We start from the raw sequence: 15,111 nt of genomic DNA, 5'->3' as shown, positions 1-15,111 counted from the left end.
AAAGGGCAAAAAAACCAACGAGACCAGGGGAGGCCCCGGGGTGCGGGTAAAACGCGAAAAAAGAACGAACGGGCACCGGGGAAACCCCCCCCCCGCCCCCCCCCCCCCCCCCGCCGACCTGTACAACGCGCACACGGCCATGGCCTCGCCGGTGCAGCACGGCCACCAGCCCCCGCAGCAGTACCAGCACCCGGGCCAGCAGCCGGCCGGCCACGGCTGGCCCGGTCAGCAGCAGTACCAGCAGCCCCCGCAGCAGCAGGGCTGGCAGCAGCAGCCCCAGCAGCAGCAGCCGTACGTGCCGCAGCAGGCCCAGCCCGCGCAGCCGGCCGCCGGCGGCGCTGGGGCCCCGCCCGTCTACGGCGACCGCAGCCCGACCAGCTTCCACCAGATGGCCGTCGGCCGGGTGATGCGCATCGGTCGTGCCCTGGACAACGAGCTGGTCGTCTCCGACCTCCAGGTCTCCCGGCACCACGCCGAGTTCCGGGCGACCCCCGGCGGCTTCGAGATCGTCGACCTCGGCTCCCACAACGGCACGTACGTCAACGGTCAGCCGGTCCGCCAGCAGGTCATCGGCCCCAACGACATCGTCGGTGTCGGTCACTCCACCTTCCGGCTCGTCGGCGACCGCCTCGAGGAGTTCGTCGACACCGGTGACGTCTCCTTCTCCGCGCGCCACCTGACGGTGACGGTCGACGGCGGCAAGCAGATCCTCAAGGACGTCTCCTTCGGCGTCCCCGAGAAGTCGCTGATCGCCGTCATCGGCCCCTCCGGCTCCGGCAAGTCCACCCTCCTCAAGGCGCTCACCGGCTACCGGCCCGCCAACCAGGGTGACGTCCTCTACGACAACCGAAACCTGTACAAGCAGTTCGCCGAGCTGCGTCAGCGCATCGGTCTGGTCCCGCAGGACGACATCCTCCACAAGGAGCTCACCGTCCGGAAGGCGCTGCGCTACGCCGCCAAGCTCCGCTTCCCCGGCGACACCGCGGCCTCCGAGCGCGAGGCCCGCATCGACGAGGTGCTGCGCGAGCTCAAGCTCGACATCCACAAGGACAAGAAGGTCACCTCCCTCTCCGGCGGCCAGCGCAAGCGCGTCTCGGTCGCCCTGGAGCTGCTGACCAAGCCGTCGCTGATCTTCCTGGACGAGCCCACGTCGGGCCTCGACCCGGGCATGGACCGCGACGTCATGCAGCTGCTGCGCGGCCTGGCCGACGACGGCCGCACGGTCCTGGTGGTCACCCACTCCGTGGCCGAGCTGGCGCTCTGCGACAAGCTGCTGGTCATGGCGCCGGGCGGTGCCGTCGCCTACTTCGGCCCCCCGGAGGAGGCGCTCAACTTCTTCGGCTACGAGACCTGGGCCGACGTCTTCTCGGCGTTCGAGAACTACCGCGACTACGACTGGGCCGGCCGCTGGAAGGGCTCGCAGCACTACCAGATGTACGCGGCGGACATCGACGCGGTCGCCCCGCAGTCCGTCCACGTCCAGCCGCAGATGGTGCGTCCGACGGTGCCCCAGAGCTGGGGTTCCCAGCTGTGGACGCTGATGCGCCGCTACTGCTCGGTCATCGCCTCGGACCGCGGCTTCCTGGCCCTGATGCTGCTCCTGCCCGCCGTCCTCGGCGGCGTGAGCGCCCTCATCCCGTCCGACTTCGGTCTCGGCGCGCCGAGCAAGGGCCACTTCAACCAGGACGCCGGCACGATCATGCTGATCCTCGCGGTCGGCATGTGCTTCTCCGGCGCCGCCAACTCGGTCCGTGAGCTGATCAAGGAACGGGTCATCTACGAACGGGAACGCGCCGTCGGCCTGTCCCGGTCCGCGTACCTGATGTCCAAGGTGATCGTCCTCAGCTTCATCACCGTGGTGCAGGGCGTCCTCACCTGCGCCATCGGCTTCTCGGTCCGCAAGCTGCCGGAGAAGGGCCTCATCCTGGAGAAGTTCCCGGCCGTCGAACTCTGCGTTGTGATCATCGGCCTGGGCTTCACCTGCATGATGATCGGCCTGGTCATCTCCTCCCTGGTGAAGACCGCCGAGAAGACCATGCCGCTGCTGGTCATGTTCGCCATCGTCCAGGTCGTGTTCACCGGCATCCTGTTCAAGCTGTACGACGCGCCCGGTGTCGAGCAGGTCGGCTGGCTGATGCCGGCCCGCTGGGCCATCGCCGGCGCCGGCACCACGCTGGACCTGTCGCACATCATGGCGCCGATGGACAAGAGCGACCCGAAGAACCTCGACCCGCTCTGGGCGCACACCGCCGGCCAGTGGGGCATCGACATGATCGCCCTCCTCGCCATCGGCGTCGCGTGCGGCTTCGCGGTCATCCGTCTGCTGCGCCGCCACGAGCCCGAGGTCATGCGCAAGTGACGGATGTGCGCCGAGCACGCCGAAACGCCGAAGGGCGGCACCCCGCACGGGGTGCCGCCCTTCGGCGTCGTACGCCGGCTTCGGTCAGTAGGCCGAGTTGACGTTGTCGATGGTGCCGTAGGTCTTCCACGCGTAGTTGCACGCGGCGGTGATGTTGGCGACCGGGTCGTAGATGTTCCAGGACGTGCCGTCGACGTGGTACGCCTTGAAGGTCGGGTCGATCACCTGGAGCAGGCCCTTGGACGGGATGCCCGCGGCGGCGTTGGAGTCCCAGTTGTTGATGGCGTTGGGGTTGCCCGTCGACTCCCGCATGATGTTGCGGTAGATGCCGTTGTAGGTGCCGGGGATGCCCTTGGCGGCCATCACGTCCAGCGCCTCCTTGATCCAGCCGTCAAGGTTGTTGGCGTAGGTCTTCTTGGCGGGGGCGGCCGGGGCGGCGGGGGCGGCCTGGACCGGCTTGCGCTCGGCGGACCGGCTCGCGGCCTCCTTCTCGGCACGCTCCTTGTCCGCGCGCTCCTTCTCGGCCTTCGCCTTGGCCTCCGCCTCGGCCTTCTTCTTGGCCTCGGCCTCGGACTTCGCCTGCTTGGCGGCGTTGTCGGACTGCTTGGTCAGCTCCTCCTGCTGCGTCTCACCGAAGGCGGAGGCGTTCCAGGCGACCGGCTTCACGGCGGCCGACTGCTCGGCGTCGGCGGAGCCGTTCGGAAGGGCGACGGCCACGAGGGCGGCGACGCCGGCCGCGGCGATGCCGGCCGCGGAGAACTTGTGGGCCTTGGTCAGACGGGTATAGCCAGAGATGGGGGAGCGCATGCTGAGCTGTCCTCTTCCAGTCGCGTGAGTCGCATCGGGCCCGGATCGGCGCGGTGGGAGCGCCGTGTCTCGATCGACGGCGCCGTGCGACGTGGCAAATTCTTAGCGGCTGCAAAAAGGTGTGGCAAAGGTGTGACCTACTACCCCGCTTCGTTGCGACGGGTGGGACCAAGGACCCGGCAAAACGGCTCGGCTCCTGCTCGGGGCGGTGCTTATGACCGCTTTACCCCTCCACTAGGCAGCTTCGTACGTGACCTGCGTCCCATGAGGGGGGTCACATCGGGCCGGGCAACCTCTCACTCCGCGTGGTGGAGCGAACGCGGAATGTTTGCGATCAAAAACGCTTCCCGCGTGGCTCAGATCTCCACCAGGACCTGGTCCAGGGTCTTCCGTACCAGATCCGGCACCCGGCAGTCCTTCGCCGGATACCCCACGGGGATCACCGCGAACGCCTTCTCGTTCACCGGCCGCCCCAGCACCTCGGACAGGAACCGCATCGGACTCGGCGTGTGCACCAGCGCCGCCAGCCCCGACAGATGCAGCGCGGAGAGCAGCATCCCCACCGCGATGCCCACCGATTCGTCCACGTAGTAGTGCTTGCGCCGCTCGCCGTCCGGGCCCAGCCAGTAGCGCTGCTGGAACACCACGATCAGCGCGGGCGCGTCCGTCAGGTGCGCCTTGACCTCGTCCGTCCCCAGCGGCCGCAGCGCCGCCAGCCACTCCTCGCCCAGCCGGCCCGCGTAGGAGCGGCGCTCCTCCTCCTCGGCCGCCTCCCGGATGCTCCGCCGCACCCGCGCGTCCTTGACCAGGACGAACGTCCACGGCTGCTGGTGCGCCCCGGACGGCGCCGTGGCGGCACACGCGATCGCGTCCCGCACCACCCGCTCCGGCACCGGATCGGGGGAGAACCGTCGCACCGTCCGCCGCCGCCCCATGAGCTCCCGCAGCTCCGCGGCCCTGGCCAGCGACTCCTCCTCGGGCATCCGGGAGGGCTCGTACGGCACGGACCGGTAGGGCAGGCCATGGGTGGGCGTCCACCGTATTGGTACAGACATGTCAGGAGTCTGCCCCCGGACCCCGGACCTACGCCCCAGGTCGCAGGCCCGGCCGTCCCGCGCCCGATCCTCGCGCGCGCCACGCTGGATACGGTTGATCCATGACCAACGGCCCCCGCTCCGGCCTCACGGCCGTGAGCACCGCACTGCTCGCCATGAGCCGCCACCTGGAGGTCCGCGACGTCCTCAAGACGATCGTCGTCTCCGCCCGCGAGCTCCTGGACGCCGAGTACGCCGCCCTGGGCGTCCCCGACGACCACGGAGGCTTCGCCCAGTTCGTCGTCGACGGCATCAGCGACGAGGAGTGGAAGGCCATCGGGCCGCTGCCCCGCCAGCACGGCATCCTCGCCGCCATGCTCCAGGAGGCCACCCCGCAGCGGCTCGCCGACGTCCGCCAGGACCCCCGCTTCGAGGGCTGGCCCGACGCCCACCCCGACATGAGCGACTTCCTCGGCATGCCGGTCGCCGACGGCGAGGAGATCCTCGGCGCCCTCTTCCTCGCCAACAAGAGATGCCCCAAGCCCGCCGGCGGCTGCGGCTTCACCGCCGAGGACGAGCAGCTCCTGGGCGTCCTCGCCCAGCACGCCGCCATCGCCCTCACCAACGCCCGGCTCTACGAGCGCAGCCGCGAGCTGACCATCGCCGGCGAGCGGGCCCGCCTCGCCCACGAGCTCCACGACGCCGTCTCCCAGAAGCTCTTCTCCCTCCGGCTCACCGCCCAGGCCGCCACCGCCCTGGTCGACCGCGACCCCGTCCGCGCCAAGGGCGAACTCCACCAGGTCGCCCGCCTCGCCGCCGAGGCCGCCGACGAGCTGCGCGCCGCCGTCGTCGAACTGCGCCCGGCCGGCCTCGACGAGGACGGGCTCGTCGCCACCCTGCGCACCCACGTCAAGGTCCTCGACCGGGCCCACGCGGCCCGCGTCACCTTCGCCACCCAGGGCGTACGGGCGCTGCCCGCCGCCCAGGAGGAGGCCCTGCTGCGCGTGGCGCAGGAGGCCCTCCACAACGCCCTGCGCCACTCCGGCGCCACCACCGTGGCGGTCACCCTGACCCGCGCGGGCCACGGCGCCGTCCTGCGGGTCGGCGACGACGGGCGGGGCTTCGACCCCTCGACCGTCCGCCGGGCCGGCCGGCACCTGGGCCTGGTGTCCATGCGCGACCGCGCGGACGGGGTCGGCGGCAGGCTGTCCGTGGAATCGGAGCCCGGTGAGGGCACCACGATCGAGATGGAGGTGCCCGGTGGCTGAGCGGCCCACGGGTGACGCGCGGAACACCGACCGGCGGACGATCAGGGTGCTCCTGGTCGACGACCACCAGGTCGTCCGGCGCGGGCTCCGCACCTTCCTGGAGGTCCAGGACGACATAGAGGTCGTGGGGGAGGCCGCGGACGGCGCCGAGGGCGTCGAGCGCGCCGAGGAGCTGCGCCCGGACGTCGTCCTCATGGACGTGAAGATGCCCGGGACGGACGGCATCGAGGCCCTGCGCAGGCTGCGGGAGCTGGAGAACCCCGCCAGGGTGCTCATCGTCACCAGCTTCACCGAGCAGCGGACCGTCGTCCCCGCGCTGCGCGCCGGCGCGGCCGGCTACGTCTACAAGGACGTGGACCCCGACGCCCTGGCCGGCGCCATCCGGTCCGTGCACGCCGGGCACGTCCTGCTGCAGCCCGAGGTGGCCGGCGCCCTGCTCTCCCAGGAGGAGACGGGCGGCGGCGGGCAGGGCCGGGGCGGCACGCTCACCGAGCGGGAACGCGAGGTGCTCGCCCTGATCGCGGACGGCCGCTCCAACCGGGAGATCGCCCGGGCGCTCGTGCTGTCCGAGAAGACCGTCAAGACGCATGTCTCGAACATCCTGATGAAGCTCGATCTCGCCGACAGGACACAGGCGGCGCTGTGGGCCGTCCGGCACGGCATCGGGGCCTGAACTGGGACGACGCGGAGCCGGGGAGACCGGTGGCGGGGCCGTTCGGGTGTGTCCGTACGTGGTCCGGCGTCACGTTCCGATCAGCGATTCATGCGGTCGTGTGATTAGACGTCCGGCGACGCAACCCGAATGACCCTGGCCCGTTTTCCATGGCGTAACCGCGGCGGCTGGCCGTGGCGACGCTCCGGAAAGACTCTCAGGAAGGTCACAGGAAGAGTGAAGAACATGAAGAAGGCCGCTGCCGTCACCCTCGCCGTCGGCGGTCTGGCCCTCGCCGGTGCCGGTGTCGCCTCCGCGCACCCCCAGGCGGAGGGTGAGGCCAAGGGCTCCCCGGGCGTCGTGGCGGGCAACGTCATCCAGGTCCCCGTGGACGTCCCCGTGAACGTCTGCGGCAACACCATCACCGTGGTCGGCGCCCTCAACTCCGCGCTCGGCAACACCTGCGTCAACCACTGATCGGATCGATCCCGCCCCGGGATCCGGTCGGCTCCGCTCCGGTGGAGCCGACATCCGAGGGGTGATCAATCGTCCGAACGAGGGCAAACACCGCCGATGGCCGTGCCATCGGCGGTGCATTGGCGTTCATCAGGACACGGTCCCTGGGCAGGGACCGACAAGGTCAGTCATCTCAAAGGAAGACCACCTCATGAACAGTGCCAAGAAGGCCGCCCTCGCTCTGGCCGCCGCAGGCGTCGCCCTGGGCGCGTCCGTGGTGCCCGCCCTGGCGAGCGATGACGGCTTCGGCGGGGCCCTGGCCTCCGGTGTCGCGAAGGGCTCCCCGGGTGTCGTCTCAGGCAACGTCATCCAGATCCCGATCGACATCCCGATCAACCTCTGCGGCAACAGCATCGACATCGTCGGCCTGCTCAACCCGACGTTCGGCAACACCTGCATCAACGGCGACATCTCCGAGCACCACCACTTCGAGGAGCACCACAGCCACCACAGCAGCCACCACGACGGCGGTCACCACCACGACCACCACGAGGGCGGTCACTAGGACCGGTCGCGCGTCCCCGGCGGGACGCGCGGGCGCACAGCGGGAAGGCCCCGCGGACGCATTCCGCGGGGCCTTCCCGTGTCGTGATGGGCGGGCGGCGCTCAGCCGCGCCGCCGCTCCCTTTCCTCCACCGGTGCGTTGTACGCGGCCACCTGGGCGCGCCGGGCCGTACGCTCCACCGGCCGCAGCGCCGTCGCCCGCGCCGCGATCTCCGACGCGCTCACCGCGCCGCCGTGCTCCCGGCCCCCGCTGTCGCCCGCCTCGCAGGCGATGGCGATCAGCGCGCCCACCCGCTGGGCCAGCTCCAGCACCCGTACCGCGCGCGGCGGGTACCCCGGCGCCAGCACCTCGCGGCCGCTGCCGGCCCGGGCCCGGTAGGCCTCCAGCGCGGCCCGCGCCACCGGGCCCGAGCCCGCCACGTCCAGCCGGGTGAGCACCTCGGTCGCGTCGCGCAGCGCCTCGGCCAGCTCCCGCTCGGCCTCCGCCAGCGACGGCACGTCGGCGGGCGGCGCCTCCCGGACGGGCAGGCAGTGCCAGAGGACCTCCACGTGGACGTCGCCGACGGGCCCGGCCTCGGTCACCTCCGGGACGAGCCCCAGCGCCACGCCCGAGGCGACGACGGCCTCCCCGGCCTCGAGGGCGCGGGCGTTGAACTCCGGCGGTCCGCTCAGCCCCAGCGGGTGGCCGGGCGCGGGCAGCGCCAGGCGCAGGCCCGTGGCGCCGAGGGCGCGCAGCCGCCCCAGGGCCAGGGTGAGGCCGATGGGCCCGGACTCGCCGGGCAGGCCGGCGACACGGTGGACCGCGTCACGTCCGGTGATGTGATGGGCCGCGTCATCCGGTGCGGCAAATCCGGCAAGCAGGGCATTTCCCCATGCGGTGAGCCGTCCTGAGCGAGGTTCGTCGAGCATGGCCCCCAGCCTAGGGACTGCCATCGCCGACGGGTGGCGTAGGTTTTCCTTGGGGACTGCGCCGCCGGGCGCAAGCGACAAGCGACTGCAATGGGAGACAACGCGCTCATGAGCGATGTGCTGGAACTGGTGGACGTATCCGTGGTCCGCGAGGGCCGGGCTCTGGTGGACCAGGTCTCCTGGTCGGTCAAGGAGGGCGAGCGCTGGGTGATCCTCGGCCCCAACGGTGCCGGCAAGACCACCCTCCTCAATGTCGCCTCCAGCTACCTCTTCCCCACCAAGGGCACCGCCCGGATCCTCGGTGAGAAGCTCGGCTCGGTCGACGTCTTCGAGCTCCGCCCCCGCATCGGCATGGCCGGCATCGCCCTCGCCGACAAGCTGCCCCGCAGCCAGACCGTCCTGCAGACCGTGCTCACCGCCGCCTACGGCATGACCGCCCACTGGCAGGAGAGCTACGAGGAGGTCGACGAGCGCCGCGCCCGCGCCTTCCTCGACGTGCTCGGCATGACCGACCACCTGGACCGGAAGTTCGGCACCCTCTCCGAGGGCGAGCGCAAGCGCACCCTCATCGCCCGCGCGATGATGACCGACCCCGAGCTGCTCATGCTCGACGAGCCCGCCGCCGGCCTCGACCTCGGCGGCCGCGAGGACCTCGTCCGCCGCCTCGGCCGGCTCGCCCGCGACCCCCTCGCCCCCTCGATGGTCATGGTCACCCACCACGTCGAGGAGATCGCCCCCGGCTTCACCCACGTCCTGATGATCCGCCAGGGCAAGGTGCTCGCCGCCGGCCCCATCGAGCTCGAGCTCACCTCCCGCAACCTCTCCCACTGCTTCGGCCTGCCGCTGGTCGTCGAGCAGCGCGGCGACCGCTGGACGGCCCAGGGCCTGCCGATGACCTGACCGGGGCCGGCACCCGCCGGGCGCCCCCGCGCCCTGTCCCCCGCGCGCCCCGCGCCCCTACCATGACCATGTGGACACTTGGGCATGGTGGCTCGTGGCCGCCGTCGGGCTGGGCATTCCGCTGGTCGTCACCGCGATGCCGGAGTTCGGCATGCTCGCGGTCGGAGCCGTCGCCGCCGCCGTCACCGACGCCCTCGGCGGCGGCACCGTGGCGCAGTTCGTGGTCTTCGCCGCCGTCTCGGTGGCCCTCATCGCCGTCGTACGCCCCATCGCCAACCGGCAGCGCTCCCGCCGCCCGGAGCTGATGTCCGGCATCGAGGCGCTGAAGGGCCGTCAGGCCGTCGTCCTGGAGCGCGTCGACGGCGGCGGCGGCCGGATCAAGCTGGCCGGCGAGATCTGGTCCGCCCGCTCCCTCGACCCCGGCCGCACCCACGAGGTGGGGGAGCAGGTCGACGTCGTCGAGATCGACGGCGCCACGGCCGTGGTGATGTGACCCGGCGTGACGCCCCATGTGACGCGCAGTCGAACAGCCGCTTACGGACGACCTGTGCCCAACGCCTGCACGGCGGCACCGTGTTCTGAAAGACTCTGATCAAGTCGCACACGACAGACAACGGTCACAGGCAACGACACAGGCACGGGGAGCTGGAGCCACGATGGAACCGATCATCATCGTCCTGATCATCCTGGTGGTGCTCGTCTTCATCGCCCTCATGAAGACGGTGCAGGTCATCCCACAGGCCAGCGCCGCCATCGTCGAGCGCTTCGGCCGCTACACCCGCACCCTCAACGCGGGCCTGAACATCGTCGTCCCGTTCATCGACTCCATCCGCAACCGGATCGACCTCCGCGAACAGGTCGTCCCGTTCCCGCCGCAGCCGGTGATCACCCAGGACAACCTGGTCGTCAACATCGACACGGTCATCTACTACCAGGTCACCGACGCCCGGGCCGCCACCTACGAGGTCTCCAGCTTCATCCAGGCCATCGAGCAGCTCACCGTCACCACCCTCCGCAACATCATCGGCGGCATGGACCTGGAGCGGACCCTCACCTCCCGCGAGGAGATCAACGCCGCCCTGCGCGGCGTCCTCGACGAGGCGACGGGCAAGTGGGGCATCCGCGTCAACCGCGTCGAGCTCAAGGCCATCGAGCCCCCCACCTCCATCCAGGACTCGATGGAGAAGCAGATGCGCGCCGACCGGGACAAGCGCGCCGCCATCCTCACCGCCGAGGGCATCCGGCAGTCCCAGATCCTCACGGCCGAGGGCGAGAAGCAGTCCGCCATCCTGCGCGCCGAGGGCGAGGCCCGCGCCGCCGCCCTGCGTGCCGAGGGCGAGGCCCAGGCCATCCGCACCGTCTTCGAGTCCATCCACGCCGGCGACGCCGACGAGAAGCTGCTCGCCTACCAGTACCTCCAGATGCTCCCCAAGATCGCCGAGGGCGACGCCAACAAGCTCTGGATCGTGCCCAGCGAGATCGGCGACGCCCTCAAGGGCCTCAGCGGAGCCGTCGGCAACCTCGGCCCCATGAACCCCGGCGGCGGCAGCGGCCCGCGCACCACCAAGGAGCCCGCCCGCCCCCGCCGCGAGCAGCCCCCGATCGACTGACCGATCCACGGGCGCTCCTGTACTGGGCACCAGCCTCTCCTGCATGATCGGTGCGGCCCCCCGACCTCCAACGGCGGGGAGGCGACACCCTACGTAAGGAGATGGCCTTGTCCATCTGGGAAGCACTCGCGGTCCTCGCCGCCGGCATAGGAGCCGGCACCATCAACACCATCGTCGGCTCCGGCACCCTCATCACCTTCCCGGTGCTCCTCGCCACCGGGCTCCCCCCGATCACCGCCAACGTCTCCAACACCCTCGGCCTCGTCCCCGGCAGCATCAGCGGCGCCATCGGCTACCGCCGAGAACTCGCCGGCCAGGGACGCCGCATCCTGCGCCTCGGCCTGACCGCCCTCGTCGGCGGGCTCATCGGCGCCATCCTGTTGCTCGCCCTGCCCTCGCAGGCCTTCGACGCCGTCGTCCCCGCGCTCATCGCGCTCGCCCTGGTCCTGGTCGTCCTCCAGCCCCGGCTCGCCCGCGCCCTGGCCCGCCGCCGCGAACGCAACGGCACCCAGGCCCCCACCGACGGCGGCCCCGCCCTGCTCGCGGGACTCCTCCTCGCCAGCGTCTACGGCGGCTACTTCGGCGCGGCCCAGGGCGTCATGTACCTCGCCCTCATGGGCATCCTGCTCCATGACGAGCTCCAGCGCGTCAACGCCCTCAAGAACGTCCTCGCCGTCATCGTCAACGGCGTCGCCGCGGTCTTCTTCGTCTTCGTCGCCGACGTCGACTGGCTCGCCGTCCTGCTCATCGCCGCCGGATCGGCGCTAGGCGGCCAGATCGGAGCCAAGGTCGGCCGCCGCCTGCCGCCCACCGCGCTGCGCGGCCTCATCGTCGCGGTCGGCACCGTCGCGATCGTCCAGATGCTGCTGAGGTAGAGAAGAGGCAGAGAAGCCGCCCCCGGCGAAACGGGGGGGCACGCTCCGGGCCCTTCCCCCGTAGTGATCACGGGCCCGGAGCGTACGGCAGCGGACGCGGCCACCCGGCACAGAACCGGACTCCGGCAGACGGTGGACACGATCGCGCCCCACCGCCCCCGCCACTGCGGTATCCGCTGCCCGACGGCCGAAAGCGAGCCGTCAGCCAAGCACCACCACTGTGCGATCCGGGGCGGCGGGGCGCAACGGAATTTCCGGACGCTCACGCGCGCCTGACAGGGCGTACGGACGTCAGCCGGCGGCGGGAACCTCGTACACGCCGATCAGCTGCGCCCGCGCGAGCGAATGGAACCGCAGGTGGAAACCCACCACCGCCGGCGAGGCGCCCTCGTCCGGACCCAGCTTCTCCCGGTCCACCGCGTACACGGTGAACACATAGCGGTGCTCGCCGTCCCCGGGCGGCGGCGCGGCACCACCGAAGTCCCGCGTCCCGTAGTCGTTGCGCACATGCACGGCGCCCGCCGGCAGCCCCTTCATGTCACCGCTGGCCGCCCCCGCGGGCAGCTCGGTGACATCAGCGGGGATGTCGAAGAGGACCCAGTGCCAGAACCCGCTGCCGGTCGGCGCGTCCGGGTCGAAGCACGTCACGGCGAAGCCCTTGGTGCCCTCCGGGAACCCCTCCCACCGCAGGTGCGGCGACACATTGCCGTCGGCCAGCACCTGATCGCCCTTCAGCCGGGCCTCCGGCGCCACGTCGTCGCTCACCACGGTGAACGACGGCACGGGGGGAAAGAAATCGTGGGGGAGCGGCGGTTTGCTCTGAACCGACACCGGGACACCTCCAGTACGAGCGGACAGGTGAAAGCGCCAGCCTAACGAGGCCACAGGGACACGTCCGGACACCGGACTGCGACCATATGGAGGTGCTTCATGTACTTCGCCCACCCCGGCACACCGGACGACGCGTCATGCGCGCCCTGACCACCCTGCTCGCCGCCCTGCCGCTGCTGCTCCTGCCGGCCTGCTCGACCGGCGGCCACAAGGCGGAGAGACCCGGCACCGCCGCCACGGGCACCGCCGCCCCCGGCACGGCGCCCGCCTGGGCCAAGGGCATGCCGACCATCACCGAGGACAAGCTGCCTCCCGAGGCACGCCGTACCCTCGAACTCATCGCCAAGGGCGGACCCTTCCCGTACGACAAGGACGGCACCGTCTTCGGCAACTACGAGAACCGGCTCCCGCGACAGGCCCGCGGCTACTACCACGAGTACACCGTCCCCACCCCCGGAGCCCGCAACCGCGGCGCCCGGCGCATCATCACCGGCGACCACGCCGAGCGCTACTACACCGGCGACCACTACAAAACCTTCGAAGCGGTGGTGCAACCATGACCGGCCCGCTGCCCGCCCCCGGCCTCCCCGGCGTCCTCACCGGCTCCACGCCCCCCGGCGTCTACCGGCTGCCCCCCGCCGACACCCCCGCCGACGTCGTCGCCCTCGCCGCCGAGGCCGACTGGCGGGGCGCCCGGCTCCGGCTCGCCGGAGTCCACGACAAGGCCTCCTTCCTCGACCGGTGCGCGACCGACCTGGAATTCCCCGACTGGTTCGGCCACAACTGGGACGCGCTGGCCGACTGCCTCACCGACCTGTCCTGGTGGGGATCGGGCAAGTTCCGCGGCCACCTGATCGTCGCCGAGGAGTGGGAGGCCTTCACCGAGGCCGCACCCGCCGACGCCCGAACGGCCCGGGCCGTCCTCGACGACGCGGCCGCCTACTGGGCGACCACCGAATCACCGCTCGTGGTCCTGCTCGGCTGACCCCGCGGCCGGGACGCGAGGCACTCCCCGCGCCCCGGCCCGCGTCCCGGCCCGCGTCGCGTCAGAACCAGTTGCGCTGGCCGCCGACCTCCGCCAGCCACTGGTTCAGGTAAGCGGCCCAGTCCGTCTCCCCGAACGTCTGGAGATCGACCGTGAACGACCGGTACGTGTCGCTGCCCGAGGTGAACAGCCCCGGCTTCTTGTCCATCTCCAGGACGACGTCCATCTGCCGGTCGTCGGCGACGAACGACAGCTCGACCTCGTTCAGCCCCCGGTACTGCGACGGCGCGTGGAACTCGATCTCCTGGTAGAACGGCAGCCGCTGCCGGGTCCCGCTGATGTGGCCGCGCTCCAGATCCGCCGCCTTGAAGGCGAAGCCCAGCCGGCCGAACGCGTCGAGGATCGCCTGCTGCGCCGGCAGCGGGTGGACATTCACCGGATCGAGGTCGCCCGAGTCCACCGCGCGGGCGATCGCCAGGTGCGTCGTGACCCCCACGTTCATGCCCGTCAGGTGGCGGCCCATGAACATCGTGATCGGCGTCTCCCAGGGGATCTCCAGCCCGAACGGCACCACGTGCACCGCCCCGGCCTGCACCTCGAACTCGCCGCCCAGCTTCACCCGGGTGAACTCGACGTCCTGCTTGTACTCGCCGTCGTTCCCCTCCACCTCGACCCGCGCCTGGAGCCCCACCGAGAGCCCCTCGATCCGCTGCGGCACGCTGCCGCCCTGGATGCGCACCTCCCCGTGCACCACACCGCCCGGGACGACGTTCTCCTCGAAGAGCACCGTCTCGACCGACGCGCCGCCCGCGCCCAGGCTCGCCATGAGCTTCTTGAACACCATCGCTGATCAACCTCCCCGGACCCGGTACCTGACCCGGGCCCTTCCACTACGCTCGACCGGCATGATCGCCGCGCCTGACCGTATGCCACTCGCCCGAGGGTTCTTCGACCGTCCCGTGCTGGAGGTCGCCCCCGACCTCCTCGGTCGCACCCTCGTCCGTACGAGCCCCGAGGGGTCGATCGAACTCCGCATCACGGAGGTGGAGGCATACGCGGGGGAGTCCGACCCCGGCTCGCACGCCTACCGCGGTCGCACGGAGCGCAACGCGTCGATGTTCGGCCCGCCCGGGCACGCGTACGTCTACTTCATCTACGGAATGTGGTTCAGCCTGAACCTGGTGTGCGGCCCCGAGGGCACCGCCAGCGGCGTCCTCCTCCGCGCCGGCGAGATCCTCGAGGGCGCCGACCTGGCCCGGGCCCGCCGCCCCAAGGCCCGCCGCGACCGCGAGCTCGCCCAGGGCCCCGCCCGCCTCGCGACGGCACTCGACGTCGACCGCTCCCTGAACGGCACGGACCTGTGCGCCGGCCCCGGCGCCCCCCTCTCCGTCCTCCAGGGCCACCCCGTCACACCGGACCAGGTGCGCAACGGACCGCGTACGGGCGTCGGCGGCGAGGGCGCCACCCACCCCTGGCGCTTCTGGGCGGACGGCGACCCCACGGTCAGCCCGTACCGCGCCCACGTGCCCCGCGACCGGAGTCGGAGCAGGTGAGCGGGCACACGGGCGACGGTGCTTGACTCTCGTGGACGGAGGGCCTAACGTAGGCAAGCCGCTTGAGACGGAGCCGCGCTATCAGCGCGGACCGCTGGGCGGCGACCACCACCACAGCGAGGACATCCCCGGATTCGGGATCTATTTCGGTGCGCCGAAATAGATGACGAAGGCTCGATTAGGAGCCGCAAGGGAAATCCGCTAACGTAGTGGTCACGCCGAAAGGCAGCCCCGCTCCAGCAGGGGGCCAGAAAAGGAATCCGAACCGGAAACGGAACGGAAAACGGATCTGGTAAGGTTGGAAACAA

The 15,111-nt window shown here is 71.2% G+C and carries 17 protein-coding genes; 12 read left to right on the top strand and 5 right to left on the bottom strand.

Features of this window, described 5'->3' with window-relative positions; all coding sequences use genetic code 11:
• Window positions 1-139: 139 nt before the first annotated feature.
• A complete protein-coding gene (locus AC07BS_RS31060) occupies window positions 140-2,359 on the top strand; it encodes an ABC transporter ATP-binding protein/permease (protein ID WP_478935170.1) in 2,220 nt (739 codons plus the stop codon).
• Window positions 2,360-2,443: 84 nt separating this feature from the next.
• Here AC07BS_RS31060 and AC07BS_RS31055 read toward each other — a convergent pair whose 3' ends face one another.
• Together AC07BS_RS31055 and AC07BS_RS31050 are read right to left on the bottom strand one after the other, a co-directional pair.
• On the bottom strand, window positions 2,444-3,166 hold the full coding sequence (locus tag AC07BS_RS31055) for a transglycosylase SLT domain-containing protein (protein ID WP_478648693.1): 723 nt from the start codon (window positions 3,164-3,166) through the stop codon (window positions 2,444-2,446).
• A gap of 356 nt (window positions 3,167-3,522) precedes the next feature.
• The gene (locus tag AC07BS_RS31050; protein ID WP_478935169.1) at window positions 3,523-4,221 is read right to left on the bottom strand and encodes a nitroreductase family protein; all 699 of its coding nucleotides are present in this window, start codon (window positions 4,219-4,221) and stop codon (window positions 3,523-3,525) included.
• Between the two features lie 101 nt (window positions 4,222-4,322).
• On the opposite strand from AC07BS_RS31050, the gene AC07BS_RS31045 reads away from it, so the two are divergent.
• The 4 genes from AC07BS_RS31045 to AC07BS_RS31030 all read left to right on the top strand — a co-directional run bounded on the left by AC07BS_RS31045 (window position 4,323) and on the right by AC07BS_RS31030 (window position 7,141).
• Window positions 4,323-5,468, top strand: coding sequence for a GAF domain-containing sensor histidine kinase (locus AC07BS_RS31045; protein WP_478648699.1), 1,146 nt, complete (start codon window positions 4,323-4,325; stop codon window positions 5,466-5,468).
• On the top strand, window positions 5,461-6,141 hold the full coding sequence (locus tag AC07BS_RS31040; RefSeq protein ID WP_478935168.1) for a response regulator: 681 nt from the start codon (window positions 5,461-5,463) through the stop codon (window positions 6,139-6,141). The genes AC07BS_RS31045 and AC07BS_RS31040 overlap by 8 nt, the downstream gene beginning before the upstream one ends.
• 216 nt (window positions 6,142-6,357) lie before the next feature.
• Window positions 6,358-6,597: a chaplin gene (locus AC07BS_RS31035; protein ID WP_478648704.1), complete on the top strand. Its 240-nt coding sequence runs from the start codon at window positions 6,358-6,360 to the stop codon at window positions 6,595-6,597.
• 190 nt (window positions 6,598-6,787) lie between these two features.
• A complete protein-coding gene (locus AC07BS_RS31030; protein WP_478935167.1) occupies window positions 6,788-7,141 on the top strand; it encodes a chaplin in 354 nt (117 codons plus the stop codon).
• A gap of 101 nt (window positions 7,142-7,242) precedes the next feature.
• Here the strand turns inward: AC07BS_RS31030 and AC07BS_RS31025 are convergent, their stop codons facing one another.
• Complete coding sequence (locus AC07BS_RS31025; protein ID WP_478935166.1) at window positions 7,243-8,049, bottom strand: hypothetical protein; 807 nt, start codon at window positions 8,047-8,049, stop codon at window positions 7,243-7,245.
• A gap of 90 nt (window positions 8,050-8,139) precedes the next feature.
• On the opposite strand from AC07BS_RS31025, the gene AC07BS_RS31020 reads away from it, so the two are divergent.
• From AC07BS_RS31020 to AC07BS_RS31005, 4 genes are all read left to right on the top strand, one after another.
• Window positions 8,140-8,949, top strand: a complete 810-nt coding sequence (locus AC07BS_RS31020) for an ABC transporter ATP-binding protein (protein ID WP_478648712.1) — start codon at window positions 8,140-8,142, stop codon at window positions 8,947-8,949.
• Between the two features lie 70 nt (window positions 8,950-9,019).
• Entirely contained in the window at window positions 9,020-9,442 is a 423-nt protein-coding gene (locus AC07BS_RS31015) for an NfeD family protein (RefSeq protein ID WP_478935165.1), read from the top strand.
• A 163-nt stretch (window positions 9,443-9,605) separates the two neighbouring features.
• Window positions 9,606-10,559, top strand: a complete 954-nt coding sequence (locus AC07BS_RS31010) for an SPFH domain-containing protein (RefSeq protein WP_478648716.1) — start codon at window positions 9,606-9,608, stop codon at window positions 10,557-10,559.
• Between the two features lie 107 nt (window positions 10,560-10,666).
• Window positions 10,667-11,434, top strand: a complete 768-nt coding sequence (locus tag AC07BS_RS31005; RefSeq protein WP_478935164.1) for a sulfite exporter TauE/SafE family protein — start codon at window positions 10,667-10,669, stop codon at window positions 11,432-11,434.
• A gap of 291 nt (window positions 11,435-11,725) precedes the next feature.
• Here AC07BS_RS31005 and AC07BS_RS31000 read toward each other — a convergent pair whose 3' ends face one another.
• The gene (locus AC07BS_RS31000) at window positions 11,726-12,265 is read right to left on the bottom strand and encodes a YbhB/YbcL family Raf kinase inhibitor-like protein (RefSeq protein ID WP_478648721.1); all 540 of its coding nucleotides are present in this window, start codon (window positions 12,263-12,265) and stop codon (window positions 11,726-11,728) included.
• Between the two features lie 137 nt (window positions 12,266-12,402).
• Between AC07BS_RS31000 and AC07BS_RS30995 the strand changes: the two genes are divergently transcribed.
• Together AC07BS_RS30995 and AC07BS_RS30990 are read left to right on the top strand one after the other, a co-directional pair.
• On the top strand, window positions 12,403-12,825 hold the full coding sequence (locus AC07BS_RS30995; protein WP_478648723.1) for a guanyl-specific ribonuclease: 423 nt from the start codon (window positions 12,403-12,405) through the stop codon (window positions 12,823-12,825).
• Window positions 12,822-13,250 (top strand): barstar family protein, encoded by a 429-nt coding sequence (locus tag AC07BS_RS30990; protein WP_478648726.1) that lies wholly within the window; start codon window positions 12,822-12,824, stop codon window positions 13,248-13,250. Before AC07BS_RS30995 ends, AC07BS_RS30990 begins: the two co-directional genes overlap by 4 nt.
• A gap of 61 nt (window positions 13,251-13,311) precedes the next feature.
• Here AC07BS_RS30990 and AC07BS_RS30985 read toward each other — a convergent pair whose 3' ends face one another.
• Entirely contained in the window at window positions 13,312-14,094 is a 783-nt protein-coding gene (locus tag AC07BS_RS30985) for a sporulation protein (protein ID WP_478648729.1), read from the bottom strand.
• 61 nt (window positions 14,095-14,155) lie between these two features.
• Here AC07BS_RS30985 and AC07BS_RS30980 point away from each other — a divergent pair, with 61 nt between their 5' ends.
• A complete protein-coding gene (locus AC07BS_RS30980) occupies window positions 14,156-14,803 on the top strand; it encodes a DNA-3-methyladenine glycosylase (protein WP_478935163.1) in 648 nt (215 codons plus the stop codon).
• Window positions 14,804-15,111 lie beyond the last annotated feature (308 nt).

The sequence above is a fragment of the Streptomyces sp. NPDC044063 genome (genome assembly GCF_056434285.1).
Note: the sequence above shows the minus strand (reverse complement) of the source record. Positions and strands in the feature narration are given on the sequence as shown.